Below are 15,296 nucleotides of genomic sequence, written 5' to 3'. Positions count from 1 at the left end.
CGGACGACGGATAGGTTGCGGTGGTGACCAGTCTCCTCCAGCGCGGCGCGGCAGAGCTCGACGCGGCCGACCCCCTCGCCGGATTCCGCGAGCGCTTCGTCGGCGCCGCCAGCGACCTCGTCTACTTCGACGGCAACTCCCTCGGCCGGCCGGTGGCGACCACGGCCGACCGCCTCACCGCGTTCGTCCAGCAGGACTGGGGCGGGCGCCTGATCCGGGGGTGGGACGAGCAGTGGATGGACCTGCCGACGACGCTCGGCGACGACCTCGGGCGCGTCGTGCTCGGCGCCACCGCGGGGCAGACCGCGGTCGGTGACTCGACGACCGTCTGGCTCTACAAGCTGATGCGCGCAGCGGTCGACCACGCCTCGCGGACGGACCCCGCCCGCACGGAGATCGTCATCGACACCGACAACTTCCCGACCGACCGCTACGTCGCCGAGGGCATCGCGGCCGAGCGCGGCCTGAGCCTGCGGTGGATCGAGGTCGACACGAGTGCCGGCGTCACCGCGGACCAGCTGCGCGAGGCGGTCACCGAGCGCACCGCCCTCGTCGTGCTGAACCACGTCTCCTACCGCTCCGCCTGGCTCGCCGACGCGCCGGAGCTGACGCGGATCGCCCACGACGCGGGGGCACTCGTGCTGTGGGACCTCTGCCACTCGGCCGGCGTCGTCCCGGTCGCCCTCGACGCGTGGGACGTCGACCTGGCGGTCGGCTGCACGTACAAGTACCTCAACGGCGGTCCCGGCTCGCCGGCCTTCGGCTACGTCAACGCCCGGCTCCAGGGCGAGCTCACCCAGCCCATCCAGGGCTGGATGGGCCATGCCGACCCGTTCCGCATGGGCCCCGGCTACACCCCCGCCGCCGGCATCCGTCGCTTCATCTCCGGCACGCCGCCGATCCTCGGCATGGTCGCGATGCAGCAGATGCTCGAGCTGGTCGAGGAGGCGGGCATCGAGGCGATCCGCGCCAAGTCCGTCGCGCTGACGTCGTACGCCGTCGACCTCGCCGACGCGACCCTGCCCGAGGTCACCCTCGCGTCGCCGCGCGACGCCCAGCGGCGCGGCGGCCACGTGACGCTCCACCACGACCGGATGCGGGAGGTGACCGCCCGGCTCTGGGAGCGCGACGTGATCCCGGACTACCGCGACCCCGGCGGGCTGCGGATCGGGCTGTCGCCGCTGTCGACGTCGTACGACGAGGTCGAGCGTGGCATGGCCGCGGTCGCGGAGGCCCTGCGGTGAGCGCGCACACGCAGGGCCCGCGCACCAACGCCCACGGTCAGCGGATCGGCCGGCCGGTGGACTGGGCGCCCGTGCAGCCGCCCGGTGGCAACGTGCTGGAGGGCAAGGGCGTCCGGCTCGAGCCGATCGGTCCCCAGCACGTCGACGACCTGCTCGCCGCGGTGTGCGGCGCGGACGACGACCCGCTGTGGACGTACCTCGCCTGGGACCGGCCCCGCGACCGCGAGGAGCTGGCCGACATCGTGCATCGCGGCGCGGCCGACCCCGGCCAGGTGATGTACGCGATCGTGCCGCGCGAGACCGGTCGCGCGGCCGGGTTCTGCTCGCTCATGCGGATCGACCCCGCGATGGGCTCGGTCGAAGTAGGCGGGATCGCCTTCGGCCGGCAGCTCCAGCGCAGCCGAGCCGCCACCGAGGCGATGGCGCTGCTCATGCGCCACGTCTTCGACGACCTCGGCTACCGGCGCTACGAGTGGAAGTGCGACAGCCTCAACGCGCCGTCGCGCCGGGCGGCGATCCGCCTGGGGTTCATCTGGGAGGGGCGCTTCCGCAACGCGGTGGTCTACAAGGGCCGCAACCGCGACACCGACTGGTTCTCCATCACGGACCTGGAGTGGCCGCGCGTGCGCCAGGCCCTCGACGACTGGCTCGACGACCGCAACTTCGACTCGATGGGCCGCCAGCGCGTCCGCCTCGCCGCTCGCCCGCCCCAGCCCGACCAGCCCGACCAGCCCGACCAGGCCAACCGGGCCGACGCGGAGCGATGACGTGGACCAGCGCGTCAGCTTCATCACCCTCGTGGTCACCGACCTCGAGGCCACCCGCCGGTTCTACGTCGGCGGGCTGGGCTGGGAGGCCGAGGTCGACGTGCCCGGCGAGGTCCTGATGTTCCGGGTGGCCGACAAGGTCGTGCTCAGCTTCTGGGTCGAGGCCGGCTTCGTCGCCGAGGTCGGGCAGCGGCCCACCCGCGGCGTGCCGCCGGTCACCCTCGCCCACAACGTCGCCACCGCCCAGGGGGTCGACACCGTCCTCGAGCAGGCGCGCGCGGCCGGGGCGAGCCACGTCAGCGAGGCGGTCGAGCGGGAGTGGGGCGGCTACACCGGCTACTTCGCCGACCCCGACGGCTTCCGGTGGGAAGTGGCCCACAACCCGGGCGAGATCGGCCGGTCCGTCCTTCCCTAGCCGGCCGCGACGCACCCCGCCACGGTCAGCGGCGCACCCACACCAGCTCGCCGGACTCCCACTTCGCCAGCGCGACCGGCACCAGCCTGGCCATCGCCGCCCGCGGCGAGAGGTCCGCGAGGTCGGCGGCGTGGGCGGCGCCGTGGGCCCGGCCGGCGGCGTTGTTGTGCTCGTCGACGCGCGAGTCGCGGCGGTTCGGCGTGCCCGCCTCCTGCGCGGCGGCGATCGACCCGGCGACGTCCGCCCCGAAGCGCGCGGTGAGCGCCGCCTGCCACAAGAAGTGGCGCATCGCGTTGGTGCGCCCCGGCACGCCGCGACCGTGCGCCGCGGCGGCCTGCAGCGCGGCCTGGGACAGACGAAGCACCTCCGCGGCGGCCGAGGGGCCGAGACCGGCCCTCGTGGCCGCGACCCACAGTCGCGGCACGCCGGTGCCGGCGTGGATGGCCTGCTGGAGCACGTCGCCGAATCCCATGGACACACAGTGACAGACTCCTCGCATGAGCTCGCCGCTGCGCTTCCCGCGACCACTCCGGCCCGGCGACCGGATCGGTGTGACCTCGCCGTCGGCCGGCGTGGTTGGGGCCGCGGCCGCCCGCATCGACTTCTGCGTCGAGTGGCTGCGAGGCCGCGGGTACGACGTCGTGGTGGGGGAGTGCATGGGCCGTGCGGGCCTGACGTCGGCGCCGGCGCACCAGCGCGCCGCCGAGCTGACCCGGATGCTGGCCGACCCCGACATCCGGTGCGTCGTGCCGCCGTGGGGCGGGGAGACCGCCATCGACCTCGTCGACCTCATCGACTGGGACCTCCTGGCCGGCGCCGAGCCGACCTGGCTGGTGGGCTTCTCGGACATCTCGACCCTCCTGGTGCCGGTGACCACCCGCCTCGGCTGGGCCACCCTGCACGGGGACAACCTCGCCGACACGCCGTACGCCGTCCCCGGCGGCCTGCTGCACTGGCTCGACCTCGCCGGGGGACCGGGTCCCTTCGTCCAGCGCGACTCCGGCCTGGTGGCCGACTGGGTGCGGTTCGAGCAGGACCCCCGGGCGACCGAGTGGACCTCCGTCGGCCACGGTGCCTGGGAGGTGCACGGCGGCGGCCGCCTGGACGTCAGCGGGCGCCTGATCGGCGGCTGCATCGAGACCGTCGGCCACCTCGCCGGCACGCCCTACGGCGACGTGCGCGCGTGGGCGGAGCGGCTCGAGGAGCCCACGATCGTCTACGTCGAGGCCTGCGAGGACCACGCGGTGGACATCTGCCGTTATCTGCACGGGATGCGCCTCGCGGGCTGGTTCGACCGCGCGGCGGCGGTCCTCGTCGGGCGCACGAGCGCCCCGGACCATCCCGAGCTCACCCAGCGCGAGGCCGTCCTCGACGCGCTCGGCCGGCTGGACCTGCCGATCGTGTGGGACCTCGAGATCGGGCACGTCCCGCCGCACCTGCCGCTGGTCAACGGCGCGCTGGCCCGCGTCGTCGTCGACGGCGACACCCGGCAGGTCGTCCAGAACCTGGCCTGAGCCAGCGCACAGGGCTGGCCGACGCCGGTGGTCAGTGGCAGGGTCACGGCATGAGCCAGAGCGACGCCGCGTCCGACCCGAGAGCCCGACTCAGCCACGACGACCTGCTCGCCGCCGGCCTTGCCGACTGGCGCAAGCTCGTCGACCGGCTCAAGGCCCGCTTCCGCACCGGGGACTTCGCGACCGGCCTCGAGCTGGTCGACCGGGTCGGCGCGGCGGCGGAGGAGGCCGACCACCACCCCGACGTCTCGCTCACCTACTCCGAGGTCATCGTGACCCTGCGCAGCCACGACGTCGGCGGCATCACGAGTCGCGACGTCGACCTGGCGCGGCGGATCAGCGGGATCGCCGCCGGGCTCGGGGCCGTGGCCGACACGGCGGGGCTCACCCAGCTCGAGGCCGGCCTCGACACGCCCGACGGTTCGCGGCTCGCCCCGTTCTACGCCGCCCTGCTCGGCGCGGAGGTGAAGGACGGCGAGCCCGTCGACCCGAGCGGGCAGGTGCCGACGATCTGGTTCCAGGAGCCGGCAGACCCCGAGGACGCCGGCTCCCCGCTGCCGCCCGACGACCACGAGCAGCGCTGGCACCTCGACGTGTGGGTGCCCCACGACGAGGGCGAACGCCGGCTCGCCGCCGTCCTCGCCGCGGGCGGCCGGCTGGTCAGCGACGCCGAGGCGCCGTCGTTCTGGGTCGTGGCGGACGCCGACGGCAACCGGTCGTGCATCTGCACGCCGCTCGACCGCTCCTGAGCGTGAACGGGCGCAGCGAAGAGGCCACATTCCGAGACCGCCGTCCGAATGCTGGGACGACTGGCACACTTGCTTGACGCCGGACCGCCCCGGCGACGACGGTTGTCCCATGCGCACCGAGATCCTCGTACGCACGCGACGCGTGAGCTGAGGCCCCCCAGGCCGGATGCACGCGCGTCACCCCTCGTCGCCCACCGGGCCGGGGGGTTTTTTGTTGGGCACAGCACGACAGGACCGGAGACAGACATGACGGAGCAGGGCGGACAGGGCCGATCGGTGACGGGCGCGCAGAGCCTGGTCACCTCGCTCGAGGCGGCCGGCGTCACCGACATCTTCGGCATCCCCGGCGGCGCGATCCTGCCGGCGTACGACCCCCTGATGGACTCCACGCGGATCCGGCACATCCTGGTCCGCCACGAGCAGGGCGCCGGTCACGCCGCGCAGGGCTACGCCGCCGCCACGGGCCGGGTGGGAGTGTGCATGGCGACCTCGGGCCCGGGGGCGACGAACCTCGTGACGCCGCTGGCGGACGCGCACATGGACTCGGTCCCGATGGTGGCCGTCACGGGGCAGGTCGGGGCGTCGATGATCGGCACGGACGCGTTCCAGGAGGCCGACATCCGGGGCATCACCATGCCGATCACCAAGCACAACTTCCTCGTCACCGACCCCGCCGAGATCCCCCGGACCATCGCCGAGGCGTTCCACATCGCCGCGACCGGTCGGCCCGGCCCGGTCCTGGTCGACGTGGCCAAGTCCGCCCTCCAGGCGCAGACGTCCTTCGAGTGGCCGACCGAGCTGCACCTGCCGGGCTACCGGCCGGTGACGACCCCGCACGCCAAGCAGATCAAGGAGGCCGTGCGCCTCATCCGCGAGGCGAAGCGGCCCGTGCTCTACGTCGGCGGCGGCGTCATCCGCGCCCACGCGCACCGTGAGCTGGCCCAGCTGGCCACGCTGACCGGCATCCCGGTCGTCACCACGCTGATGGCGCGCGGTGCGTTCCCCGACAGCCACCCGCAGCACCTCGGCATGCCGGGCATGCACGGCACGGTCGCCGCGGTGGCCGGGCTGCAGAAGAGCGACCTCATCATCAGCCTCGGTGCCCGGTTCGACGACCGGGTGACGGGCAACCTCGACTCCTTCGCCCCCCACGCCCTCGTCGTCCACGCCGACATCGACCCGGCGGAGATCGGCAAGAACCGCCACGCCGACGTGCCCATCGTCGGCGACTGCAAGGAGGTCATCGCGCAGCTCGTCTCGCTGCTGCAGGCCGAGGGCGCCGACGGGGACTACGAGGCCTGGGTGGCCTTCCTGGCCGGCGTGAAGCAGAAGTACCCCCTCGGCTACGACGCGCCCACCGACGGCTCCCTCGCACCGCAGCACGTCCTCGAGCGGCTCGGCGCGATCGCCGGGCCGGAGACCATCTACTGCGCCGGCGTCGGCCAGCACCAGATGTGGGCGGCCCACTTCGTCGGCTACGAGAAGCCGCGCACGTGGATCAACTCCGGCGGCCTCGGCACGATGGGCTTCTCGGTGCCCGCGGCGATGGGGGCCAAGGTCGGCATGCCGGACAGCACCGTGTGGGCCATCGACGGCGACGGCTGCTTCCAGATGACCAACCAGGAGCTGGCCACCTGCGCGATCAACGACATCCCGATCAAGGTGGCCATCATCAACAACGAGTCGCTCGGCATGGTGCGCCAGTGGCAGACGCTGTTCTACAACGAGCGCTACTCCAACACCGACCTGCACTCCAAGCGCATTCCCGACTTCGTGAAGCTCGCCGACGCCTACGGATGCGTCGGCCTGGCCTGCGAGTCGCCCGACGAGGTCGACGCCACGATCGAGAAGGCGATGGCGATCGACGACCAGCCGGTCGTGGTCGACTTCCGCGTCCACCGCGACGCCATGGTGTGGCCCATGGTGGCCGCCGGCACCAGCAACGACGAGATCAAGTACGCCCGCGACCTGGCGCCCCAGTTCGACGAGGTGCAGGACGACTGGGAGGTCCGCGCATGAACAAGCACACCCTGTCGGTGCTCGTGGAGAACAAGCCCGGCGTCCTGGCCCGGATCGCGAGCCTGTTCTCGCGCCGCGGGTTCAACATCGACAGCCTCGCCGTCGGCCCGACCGAGCACGCCGAGGTGTCGCGGATGACCATCGTCGTCAACGTCGACCAGTCCCCGCTCGAGCAGGTCACCAAGCAGCTGAACAAGCTCGTCGAGGTCATCAAGATCGTCGAGCTCGACGGCGCCGGCTCGGTGAACCGCGAGCTGCTCCTGGTCAAGGTCCGCGCCGACGCCGCCACCCGCGGTGCGGTGCTCGACGCCGTCCAGCTGTTCCGCGCCAAGGTGGTCGACGTCGCGCCCGACGCGGTCACGGTGCAGGCCGTCGGCAACGCCGACAAGCTGGCCGACCTGCTGCGGGTGCTCGAGCCGTTCGGCATCCGCGAGCTCGTGCAGTCGGGCATGGTCGCGATCGGCCGCGGCTCCCGCTCCATCAGCGAGCGCACCCAGCGCCCCGTCGCCGTGCCCGTCCCGCCGCGAGCCGGCTGACCCCGTCCCACCTGCCGTCCCACCTGCCGTCCCACCTGCTACGCGTACCACCAACCATTCGAAGGAGAGCCCCAGTGGCTGAGATGTTCTACGACGACGACGCCGACCTGAGCCTGATCCAGGGCAAGAACGTCGCGGTGATCGGCTACGGCAGCCAGGGGCACGCCCACGCGCTGTCGCTGCGCGACTCCGGCGTCGACGTCCGGATCGGCCTGCAGCCCGGCTCGAGGAGCCGGGACAAGGCCGAGGCCGAGGGCCTGCGCGTCCTGACCCCGCGCGAGGCCGCCGAGGAGTCCGACCTCATCGTGATCCTCGCCCCCGACCAGCACCAGCGCACGCTCTACGCCGAGGAGATCGCCCCGGCGCTCACGCCCGGCGACACGCTGGTGTTCGGCCACGGCTTCAACATCCGCTTCGGCTACATCACCCCGCCCGAGGGCGTCGACGTGTTCATGGTCGCCCCCAAGGGCCCCGGGCACCTCGTGCGTCGCGAGTACGTCGACGGCCGCGGCGTCCCGGTGCTCGTCGCCGTCGAGAAGGACGAGTCCGGCAAGGCCTGGGACGTCGCCCTGTCCTACGCCAAGGCCATCGGCGGCCTCCGTGCGGGCGGCATCAGGACCACGTTCGCCGAGGAGACCGAGACCGACCTGTTCGGCGAGCAGGCCGTGCTCTGCGGCGGCGCCTCGCAGCTGGTCATGTACGGCTTCGAGACCCTCATCGAGGCCGGCTACCAGCCCGAGGTCGCCTACTTCGAGTGCCTGCACGAGCTCAAGCTCATCGTCGACCTCATGTACGAGGGCGGCATCGCCAAGCAGCGCTGGTCGGTCTCCGACACGGCCGAGTACGGCGACTACGTCTCCGGCCCCCGCGTCATCACGCCGCAGGTGAAGGAGAACATGCAGGCCGTCCTCGAGGACATCCGCAACGGCGCCTTCGCCAAGCGCTTCATCGACGACCAGGACGCCGGCGCGCCCGAGTTCGCCGAGCTGCGCAAGAAGGGGGAGACCCACCCCATCGAGCAGACCGGCCGGGAGCTGCGCAAGCTCATGGCCTGGGTGAAGTCGCACGACTCCGACTACGTCGAGGGCACCGCCGCGCGCTGACCGCTGCCCCGCCTCCGCGTCGTACGGCGCGCCGGCCAGGACGACCTCCTGGGCGGCGAGCCGTACGTGCGTCCGGGGCCCTGCCTCGACCCACGAGGCCCCGGTGCGCGACGATGCGGTCATGAGTCACACAGCGACCACCGGCCCGGACGGGTCGGGCCTCGAGCAGACCCGTCGCCTCGGGGTGGAGACCACGGGCATCGAGATCATCGAGGAGTCCGCGCGCACCGCCCGCCCGCGCGACCTGTTCTGGCCGTGGTTCGCGGCCAACGTGTCGGTCTTCGGCATCAGCTACGGCTCGTTCGTGCTGGGCTTCGGCATCTCCTTCGTCCAGGCGCTCCTCGTCACCGTGGTCGGGGTCGTGGTGTCCTTCGCGCTGTGCGGGATCATCGCGATCGCGGGCAAGCGCGGGTCGGCGCCGACGATGATCCTGAGCCGGGCGGCGTTCGGCGTGCAGGGCCAGAAGCTGCCCGGCGTGATCTCGTGGCTGGTGTCGATCGGCTGGGAGACCTTCCTCGCCATCCTCGCCGTGCTGGCGACCGCCACGATCTTCGACCAGCTCGGCTGGGCGTCCGGCACGAGCACCCGGGTGGTGGCCACCGTCGTCGTGGCGGCGCTCATCGTCTCGGCCAGCGTCGCGGGCTACCACGTCATCATGCGCATGCAGTCGGTGCTGACCTGGATCACCGGCATCGCCACCGTGGTCTACGTCGCGCTCACCGTCGACGAGATCGACTGGTCGGCGGTGCAGGACGTCCCGGGCGGCAGCGCCCAGCAGCTGGTCGGGGCCCTCGTGATGGTGATGACCGGCTTCGGCCTGGGCTGGATCAACATCGCCGCCGACTGGTCGCGCTACCAGCACCGGGACGCCAGGGGCTCGGCGATCGTCGGCTGGAACACCTTCGGCGGGGCGGTGGCGCCCACCGTGCTGGTCGTCTTCGGCCTGCTGCTCGCGGGCTCGTCGAGCGACCTCAGCGCCGGCATCGTCGCCGACCCGATCGGCACCCTCGGCACGCTGCTGCCGACGTGGTTCCTCGTGCCGTTCCTCCTCGCCGCCATCCTGGCGCTGGTGAGCGGGGCGGTGCTCGGCATCTACTCCTCCGGGCTGACGCTGCTCTCGCTGGGGGTGCGGATGCCGCGGCCGGCGGCTGCCTTCGTCGACGGCCTCATCCTCACCCTCGGCACGGTCTGGGTGGTGTTCTTCGCCGAGGACTTCCTCGGTCCCTTCCAGAGCTTCCTGATCACCCTCGGGGTGCCGCTGGCCGCGTGGGCGGGCATCATGATCGCCGACATCGCGCTGCGCCGGCGCGACTACGACGACGAGGCGCTCTTCGACAGCAGCGGCCGCTACGGAGCCGTCGACTGGACGTCGGTCGCCACGATGGTGGGCGCCTCGGTCATCGGCTGGGGCCTGGTGGTCAACAGCTTCGCCGCCGACGCCGCGTGGAACAACTGGCAGGGCTTCCTCATCGGCCCCCTCGGCCTCGGGACCTACGTCGACGACCCGGCCGGCCCCTACTGGGAGGGCAACTGGCCCTACGCCAACCTCGGCGTGCTCCTGGCGCTCGTGCTCGGCTTCGCGGTGACGTACGTCGCTCGCCGCGGCGCGGTCCGTCGCCAGGAGGCCGGCGCCTGATCCTGCTCCCGCGGCCGCAGGGAACACGCGGGCCACGAGCGGCGTTGGCGCGGAGGTGAAGATCGAGATCTGGTCCGACGTCGTCTGCCCCTGGTGCTACATCGGCAAGCGCCGCATCGAGAACGCGCTGGCGCGGTTCCCGCACGCCGACGAGGTGGAGGTGCACTGGCGCTCCTACCAGCTCGACCCCGGCGCGCCCGTCGTACCGACCGAGCGGACCAGCGCGATGCTGGCCCGCAAGTACGGCCAGTCGCCCGCCGGGGCGCGGCAGATGCAGGACCGTGTGGAGGCCGTCGCCGCCGAGGAGGGCCTGGTCTACCGGCTCTCCGAGACGCTGCACCTCAACACCGTCGACGCCCACCGGGTCATCCACCTCGCCCACCAGCAGGGCGGCAACGAGCTGCAGGGCCGGGTGAAGGAGGCGCTGCTGCACGCCTACTTCACCGAGGCGCGCAACGTCGCCGACCACGCCGTGCTGCGGGAGGTCGGCCTGTCAGCCGGGCTCGACGCCGCGCGCCTCGACGAGGTGCTCGGCTCCCGCGAGTTCGAGCAGGACGTGCACGCCGACGCCGCGCAGGCGCAGGCCTACGGCGCCGGCGGCGTCCCGTTCTTCGTCGTCGACGACAGGTACGGCGTCTCCGGCGCGCAGCCGACCGAGGTCTTCACGCAGGTGCTGGAGCGCGCCTGGTCGGAGTCGCACCCGAGGATCGAGGTGCTCGCGACCAGCGACGGCGGCGAGGCCTGCGGCCCCGACGGCTGCGCCGTCTGACCTAGCGCGACCTCTCGCCGCGGGCGGCCTGCTCGGCGGTCGTCTCGACGCGGCTCGCGCGCGTCTCGGCCCTCTTGGCCAGCACGATCCAGGTGAGGATCAGCTTCTGCGCCGACGCCGGCCACGACTCCCAGTGCTCCCGCGACCCGGGATGGCGGTCGAAGGCCGCGGCGAGGTCGTCGGGCACGACGCAGGCCTCGACGTCGTCCATCAGGGTCCACATCCCGGTCTCCTTGGCCAGGGCGACCGCCGCCGCCCCGGCCGGCTCCATCAGCCCCGACTCCTCGAGCCGGGCGACCCGGCCCTTGTTGATCCGCGTCCACATGCTGCCCCTGCGGCGCGGTGCGAACCACTGCATCGAGCGCTGCTCGTCGACCGGCTTCACCGTCGAGTCGACCCAGCCGAAGCGAAGCGCCTCGAGCACCGCCTCCTCGTAGGAGAACGCCCGGTCACCGGCCTTGCGCGGGCTCACCAGCCACACTCCCTGGGGCTGCGTGTGGTGCTCGCGCAGCCACGCGCTCCACTCCTCGACCGAGGCGGGCTCCAGCCGCTGCGCGTCGTCCATGGCTCCCATGCCGGGATCGTAGGCGCCGGGTACGACGTCCGGATGGTGAGGCGCTGGGACTCGCGCCCGGCTCGCGGGTAGTGTGGTGCGCGCACAGCGTCGTGCAGTCCCCGCACACACCCTTGATCACCCGAGGACCCCGCTGTGAACGCATCCGCTCCTGCACCGCTCGCCCGGCCGGTCGTGCTCATCGCCGAAGAGCTGAGCCCCGCCACGATCGAGGCGCTCGGCCCCGACTTCGAGGTCCGGCACTGCAACGGCGCCGACCGCGCCGAGCTGATCCCGGCGATCGCCGACGTCGACGCGGTCCTCGTGCGCTCCGCGACGAAGGTCGACGCCGAGGCGCTGGCCGCCGCGAACCGCCTGAAGGTCGTCGCCCGCGCGGGCGTCGGGCTCGACAACGTCGACGTCAAGGCCGCCACGCAGGCCGGCGTGATGGTCGTCAACGCGCCGACCTCGAACATCGTCAGCGCCGCCGAGCTCGCCGTCGCGCTGATGCTCGCCGCCGCCCGTCACCTCAGCCCGGCCCACGCGGCGCTGCGCAACGGCGAGTGGAAGCGCTCGAAGTACACCGGCATCGAGCTCTACGAGAAGACCGTGGGGATCGTGGGCCTGGGCCGCATCGGCGTCCTCGTGGCGCAGCGGCTGAGCGCCTTCGGCATGAAGGTGATCGCCTACGACCCCTACGTCCAGGCCGGCCGCGCCGCGCAGATGGGCGTCCGGCTCGTCGACCTCGAGACCCTCGTCGCCGAGTCCGACTTCATGAGCGTGCACCTGCCGAAGACCCCCGAGACCGTGGGTCTCATCGGCGCCGACCAGCTCGCCCGCGCGAAGAGGAGCCTGGTGCTCGTCAACGCCGCCCGCGGCGGCATCGTCGACGAGGCGGCGCTCTACGACGCGCTCAAGACGGGGCAGATCGCCGCCGCCGGGCTCGACGTGTTCGCGAAGGAGCCGTGCACCGACAGCCCGCTCTTCGAGCTGGAGAACGTCGTCGCCACCCCGCACCTGGGCGCCTCGACCGACGAGGCCCAGGAGAAGGCGGGCATCGCGGTCGCCAGGTCGGTGCGCCTCGCGCTGAGCGGCGAGCTCGTCCCCGACGCGGTCAACGTGCAGGGCGGCGTCATCGCCGAGGACGTGCGTCCGGGCATCCCGCTCACCGAGAAGCTCGGCCGCGTCTTCACCGCGCTGGCCGGCGAGGTCGCCCACCAGCTCGACGTGGAGGTCCGCGGCGAGATCACCGAGTACGACGTCAAGGTGCTCGAGCTCGCGGCCCTCAAGGGCGTGTTCGCCGACATCGTCGAGGAGCAGGTCTCCTACGTGAACGCCCCGCTGCTCGCGGCCGAGCGCGGCACCGAGGTGCGGCTCGTGACCGAGACCGAGAGCCCCGACCACCGCAACCTCATCACCCTCCGCGGCACCCTCGCCGACGGCACGCAGGTCTCGGTCAGCGGCACGCTGGTCGGCCTCGCGCAGAAGGAGCGGCTGGTCGAGGTCAACGGGTTCGACGTGGACATCGAGCCGACCACCCACCTCGCCTTCCTCACCTACGAGGACCGCCCCGGCATGGTGGGCACGGTCGGCGGCATCCTCGGCGACGCCGCTGTCAACATCGCCGGCATGCAGGTCTCGCGCCAGGACAAGGGCGGCGCCGCGCTGGTCGCGCTGAGCGTCGACTCCGCGATCCCGGCCGAGACCCTGGCCGAGATCGAGACCGCCATGCAGGCCGCCTCGGTCCGCGCGGTCGACCTGTCCTGACGGGAGGCCGGTCCGTCGTGGCTCAGGCCACCATCACGCGGCCGGCGGCCCGGGCCGCCGGCCGGGCGGCGTCGGTGGACACGTGCTCCCACGCCGCCGCCAGGCGGCGGACGGCCTCGGTGAGGTCCTCCGGCGCGGCGGTCCACGGGATGCGGACGTAGCGGTCGAGCCCGCCCTCGACCGCGAAGACCGGTCCGGGTGCCACGACGACGCCGCGGCGCTCGGCCTCGACGGTGGTCGCCGTGCCGAGCGCCTCCGGCAGCTCGCACCACAGCGCGAGCCCGCCGTCGGGCACCCGGAACCGCCACGACGGCAGGTGCTCGCGCAGCGCCGCCACGAGCGCGTCCCGACCGGCGACGAGCCGCTCCCGGTGCAGCGGCAGCACCTCGTCGGCGTGGTCCATCAGGTCCGCGAGCACCAGCTGCTCGAGGACCGGCGCTCCGAGGTCGAGGCCGATCCGGGCCTGGACCAGCCGCTCCACGGCCGCCATCGGGGCCCGCACCCACCCCAGCCGCAGCCCGCCCCAGTACGACTTGCTCGCGCTGCCGATCGTGATCGCGTCGTCGGCGTACGCCGCCAGCGGTGGCGGCATCGCCTCGGCCAGTCCCGGCCGCAGGGCCAGGGCCTGGTGCGCCTCGTCGGCGACGACGGTCGTCCGGGTGCGCGCGAGGGCAGCGGCCAGTGCCTCGCGCTGCGCCTCGGACATGAGGTGGCCGGTGGGGTTCTGGAAGTCGGGGATGAGGTAGGCGAGCCGCGGCGAGGTCTGCCGCAGCGTCGCGGCGAGCGCGTCGAGGTCCCAGCCGTCGGGATCGACGGCGGCCGGCACGAGGCGGGCGCCGGCGTGGCGCACGGCCTGGGTGGCGTTGGGGTAGGTCGGCGACTCGACGACCACGCGCTCGCCGGGGGCGGTGAAGGCCTGGGCGACGACGGACGCCGCGGCCAGCGCGCCCGCGGTCACCATCACCTGCTCCGGAGCCGTCGGCAGCCCGCGGGCGTCGTAGGCCGCGGCGATCCGCGCCTGCAGCTCCGGGACGCCCAGCGGGAAGTACCCCGGTCCGCCGAGGTAGGCCGGCAGCTGCTCGGTCGCGCGCTGGTAGGCCTCCACCAGGCCGGGTGGCGCCGAGTGGGCGGCGCAGTTGAGGTCGATGACGTCGCGACCGCCGGTGCCCGGCATCAGGGCGCGGTCGTGGGCACGCCGCTGCCCGCCCGGCACGGTCGTGAACGTGCCCGACCCGCGGCGCGCCTCGGCGTACCCCGACTCGCGCAGCACCTCGTAGGCCCGCGTCACGGTGGTGCGCGACACGTCGAGCGCGCTGGTCAGCTCCCGCTCGCTCGGCAGGCGTACGTCGATGCCGACGCGGCCGTCGCCGATCAGGACGCGCAGGCTGTCGGCGAGGCCGACGTAGGCGGGGGAGCGGGGGAAGTCACCCACCAGACTGGCTATGCGCTGGGCAGTGACGACGCGACTCATGCAGGCCACTGTTCCACGATTGGCTATTTCCGACAAGGCCAATCTGCGGGATGCTCGAGGCATGAGCAGCACCACCACGTCTTCCGTCCCCGCCGCCTCCGGGCGCGTCCTCGTCGACCTCGGCCCGCTCGCGCAGCTGCGCGCCGGCCGGCTCGGCCGCCGCCTGCCCCAGCTCTACGTGGGGCTCTTCCTCTACGGCGTCTCGCTCGCCCTCATGGTCCGCGGGGCGCTCGGCCTCGCGCCCTGGGACGTGCTGCACTCCGGCTTCATCCGCCACGTGCCGATGACGCTCGGCCAGGCCGTCGTGCTCTTCAGCTTCGTCGTGCTGCTCCTGTGGATCCCGCTGCGGGAGATGCCCGGCCTCGGCACCATCAGCAACGCGGTCGTGGTGGGACTGTCCGCCGACGCCACCCTCGCCGTGCTCGACCGGCCCGACGCCCTGGCGGCCCGCCTCGGGCTGGTGGTCGGCGGAGTGGTGCTGTGCGGCGCGGCCGGCGCGCTCTACATCGGCGCCCAGCTCGGCCGCGGCCCGCGCGACGGGCTGATGACCGGCCTCTCGCGGCGCACGGGGCTGTCCCTGCGGCTCGTGCGCACCGGGATCGAGGTGAGCGTCGTGGCGATCGGCCTGCTGCTCGGGGGCGTGCTCGGCGTCGGCACCGTCGTCTACGCGCTGGCGATCGGGCCGCTCACCCAGCTGATGCTGCCGTGGTTCACCGTCGACGTGACGGCGCCGGGCCCGCGCTGACGCCGCGC

15 protein-coding genes are annotated in these 15,296 nt (G+C 73.1%); 12 read left to right on the top strand and 3 right to left on the bottom strand.

The annotated features are described in order from the left end of the window. Positions 1 to 23: 23 nt before the first annotated feature. From kynU to J3P38_RS02715, 3 genes are read left to right on the top strand one after another with little or no spacing between them, the layout of a single operon-like run. A complete protein-coding gene (gene kynU / locus J3P38_RS02725) occupies positions 24 to 1,244 on the top strand; it encodes a kynureninase (RefSeq protein WP_210502606.1) in 1,221 nt (406 codons plus the stop codon). After that, entirely contained in the window at positions 1,241 to 2,011 is a 771-nt protein-coding gene (locus tag J3P38_RS02720; protein WP_210502605.1) for a GNAT family N-acetyltransferase, read from the top strand. Before kynU ends, J3P38_RS02720 begins: the two co-directional genes overlap by 4 nt. Position 2,012: 1 nt before the next feature. Further along, positions 2,013 to 2,426, top strand: a complete 414-nt coding sequence (locus tag J3P38_RS02715; RefSeq protein WP_210502604.1) for a VOC family protein — start codon at positions 2,013 to 2,015, stop codon at positions 2,424 to 2,426. A gap of 25 nt (positions 2,427 to 2,451) precedes the next feature. Here the strand turns inward: J3P38_RS02715 and J3P38_RS02710 are convergent, their stop codons facing one another. Beyond that, complete coding sequence (locus J3P38_RS02710; RefSeq protein WP_210502603.1) at positions 2,452 to 2,898, bottom strand: DUF6973 domain-containing protein; 447 nt, start codon at positions 2,896 to 2,898, stop codon at positions 2,452 to 2,454. A 25-nt stretch (positions 2,899 to 2,923) separates the two neighbouring features. Between J3P38_RS02710 and J3P38_RS02705 the strand changes: the two genes are divergently transcribed. From J3P38_RS02705 to J3P38_RS02675, 7 genes are all read left to right on the top strand, one after another. Next, on the top strand, positions 2,924 to 3,940 hold the full coding sequence (locus J3P38_RS02705; protein ID WP_210502602.1) for a S66 family peptidase: 1,017 nt from the start codon (positions 2,924 to 2,926) through the stop codon (positions 3,938 to 3,940). Positions 3,941 to 3,990: 50 nt separating this feature from the next. Then, complete coding sequence (locus J3P38_RS02700; RefSeq protein ID WP_210502601.1) at positions 3,991 to 4,689, top strand: 4a-hydroxytetrahydrobiopterin dehydratase; 699 nt, start codon at positions 3,991 to 3,993, stop codon at positions 4,687 to 4,689. Between the two features lie 246 nt (positions 4,690 to 4,935). After that, positions 4,936 to 6,708: an acetolactate synthase large subunit gene (locus J3P38_RS02695; protein WP_210502600.1), complete on the top strand. Its 1,773-nt coding sequence runs from the start codon at positions 4,936 to 4,938 to the stop codon at positions 6,706 to 6,708. Further along, positions 6,705 to 7,244 carry an acetolactate synthase small subunit gene (gene ilvN / locus J3P38_RS02690; RefSeq protein WP_210438314.1) on the top strand — a complete coding sequence of 180 codons (540 nt, stop codon included), beginning with the start codon at positions 6,705 to 6,707 and terminating at the stop codon, positions 7,242 to 7,244. Before J3P38_RS02695 ends, ilvN begins: the two co-directional genes overlap by 4 nt. Positions 7,245 to 7,318: 74 nt before the next feature. Further along, complete coding sequence (gene ilvC / locus J3P38_RS02685) at positions 7,319 to 8,347, top strand: ketol-acid reductoisomerase (RefSeq protein WP_307807674.1); 1,029 nt, start codon at positions 7,319 to 7,321, stop codon at positions 8,345 to 8,347. A 121-nt stretch (positions 8,348 to 8,468) separates the two neighbouring features. Continuing rightward, positions 8,469 to 9,983, top strand: a complete 1,515-nt coding sequence (locus J3P38_RS02680) for a purine-cytosine permease family protein (protein ID WP_210502599.1) — start codon at positions 8,469 to 8,471, stop codon at positions 9,981 to 9,983. A 55-nt stretch (positions 9,984 to 10,038) separates the two neighbouring features. Continuing rightward, a complete protein-coding gene (locus J3P38_RS02675) occupies positions 10,039 to 10,752 on the top strand; it encodes a DsbA family oxidoreductase (protein WP_210502598.1) in 714 nt (237 codons plus the stop codon). Between the two features lies 1 nt (position 10,753). Here J3P38_RS02675 and J3P38_RS02670 read toward each other — a convergent pair whose 3' ends face one another. After that, positions 10,754 to 11,326 (bottom strand): YdeI/OmpD-associated family protein, encoded by a 573-nt coding sequence (locus tag J3P38_RS02670; protein WP_210502597.1) that lies wholly within the window; start codon positions 11,324 to 11,326, stop codon positions 10,754 to 10,756. A 135-nt stretch (positions 11,327 to 11,461) separates the two neighbouring features. Here J3P38_RS02670 and serA point away from each other — a divergent pair, with 135 nt between their 5' ends. Further along, on the top strand, positions 11,462 to 13,072 hold the full coding sequence (gene serA, locus J3P38_RS02665; protein ID WP_210502596.1) for a phosphoglycerate dehydrogenase: 1,611 nt from the start codon (positions 11,462 to 11,464) through the stop codon (positions 13,070 to 13,072). A 22-nt stretch (positions 13,073 to 13,094) separates the two neighbouring features. On the opposite strand, the gene yczR is transcribed toward serA, so the two are convergent. Then, positions 13,095 to 14,543 carry a MocR-like transcription factor YczR gene (gene yczR / locus J3P38_RS02660; RefSeq protein ID WP_210502595.1) on the bottom strand — a complete coding sequence of 483 codons (1,449 nt, stop codon included), beginning with the start codon at positions 14,541 to 14,543 and terminating at the stop codon, positions 13,095 to 13,097. Between the two features lie 61 nt (positions 14,544 to 14,604). On the opposite strand from yczR, the gene yczE reads away from it, so the two are divergent. Next, positions 14,605 to 15,288 carry a membrane protein YczE gene (gene yczE, locus J3P38_RS02655; RefSeq protein WP_210502594.1) on the top strand — a complete coding sequence of 228 codons (684 nt, stop codon included), beginning with the start codon at positions 14,605 to 14,607 and terminating at the stop codon, positions 15,286 to 15,288. Positions 15,289 to 15,296 lie beyond the last annotated feature (8 nt).

This window comes from Nocardioides xinjiangensis (assembly GCF_017916455.1).
Taxonomy (GTDB): Bacteria; Actinomycetota; Actinomycetes; order Propionibacteriales; family Nocardioidaceae; genus Nocardioides; species Nocardioides xinjiangensis.
Note: the sequence above shows the minus strand (reverse complement) of the source record. Positions and strands in the feature narration are given on the sequence as shown.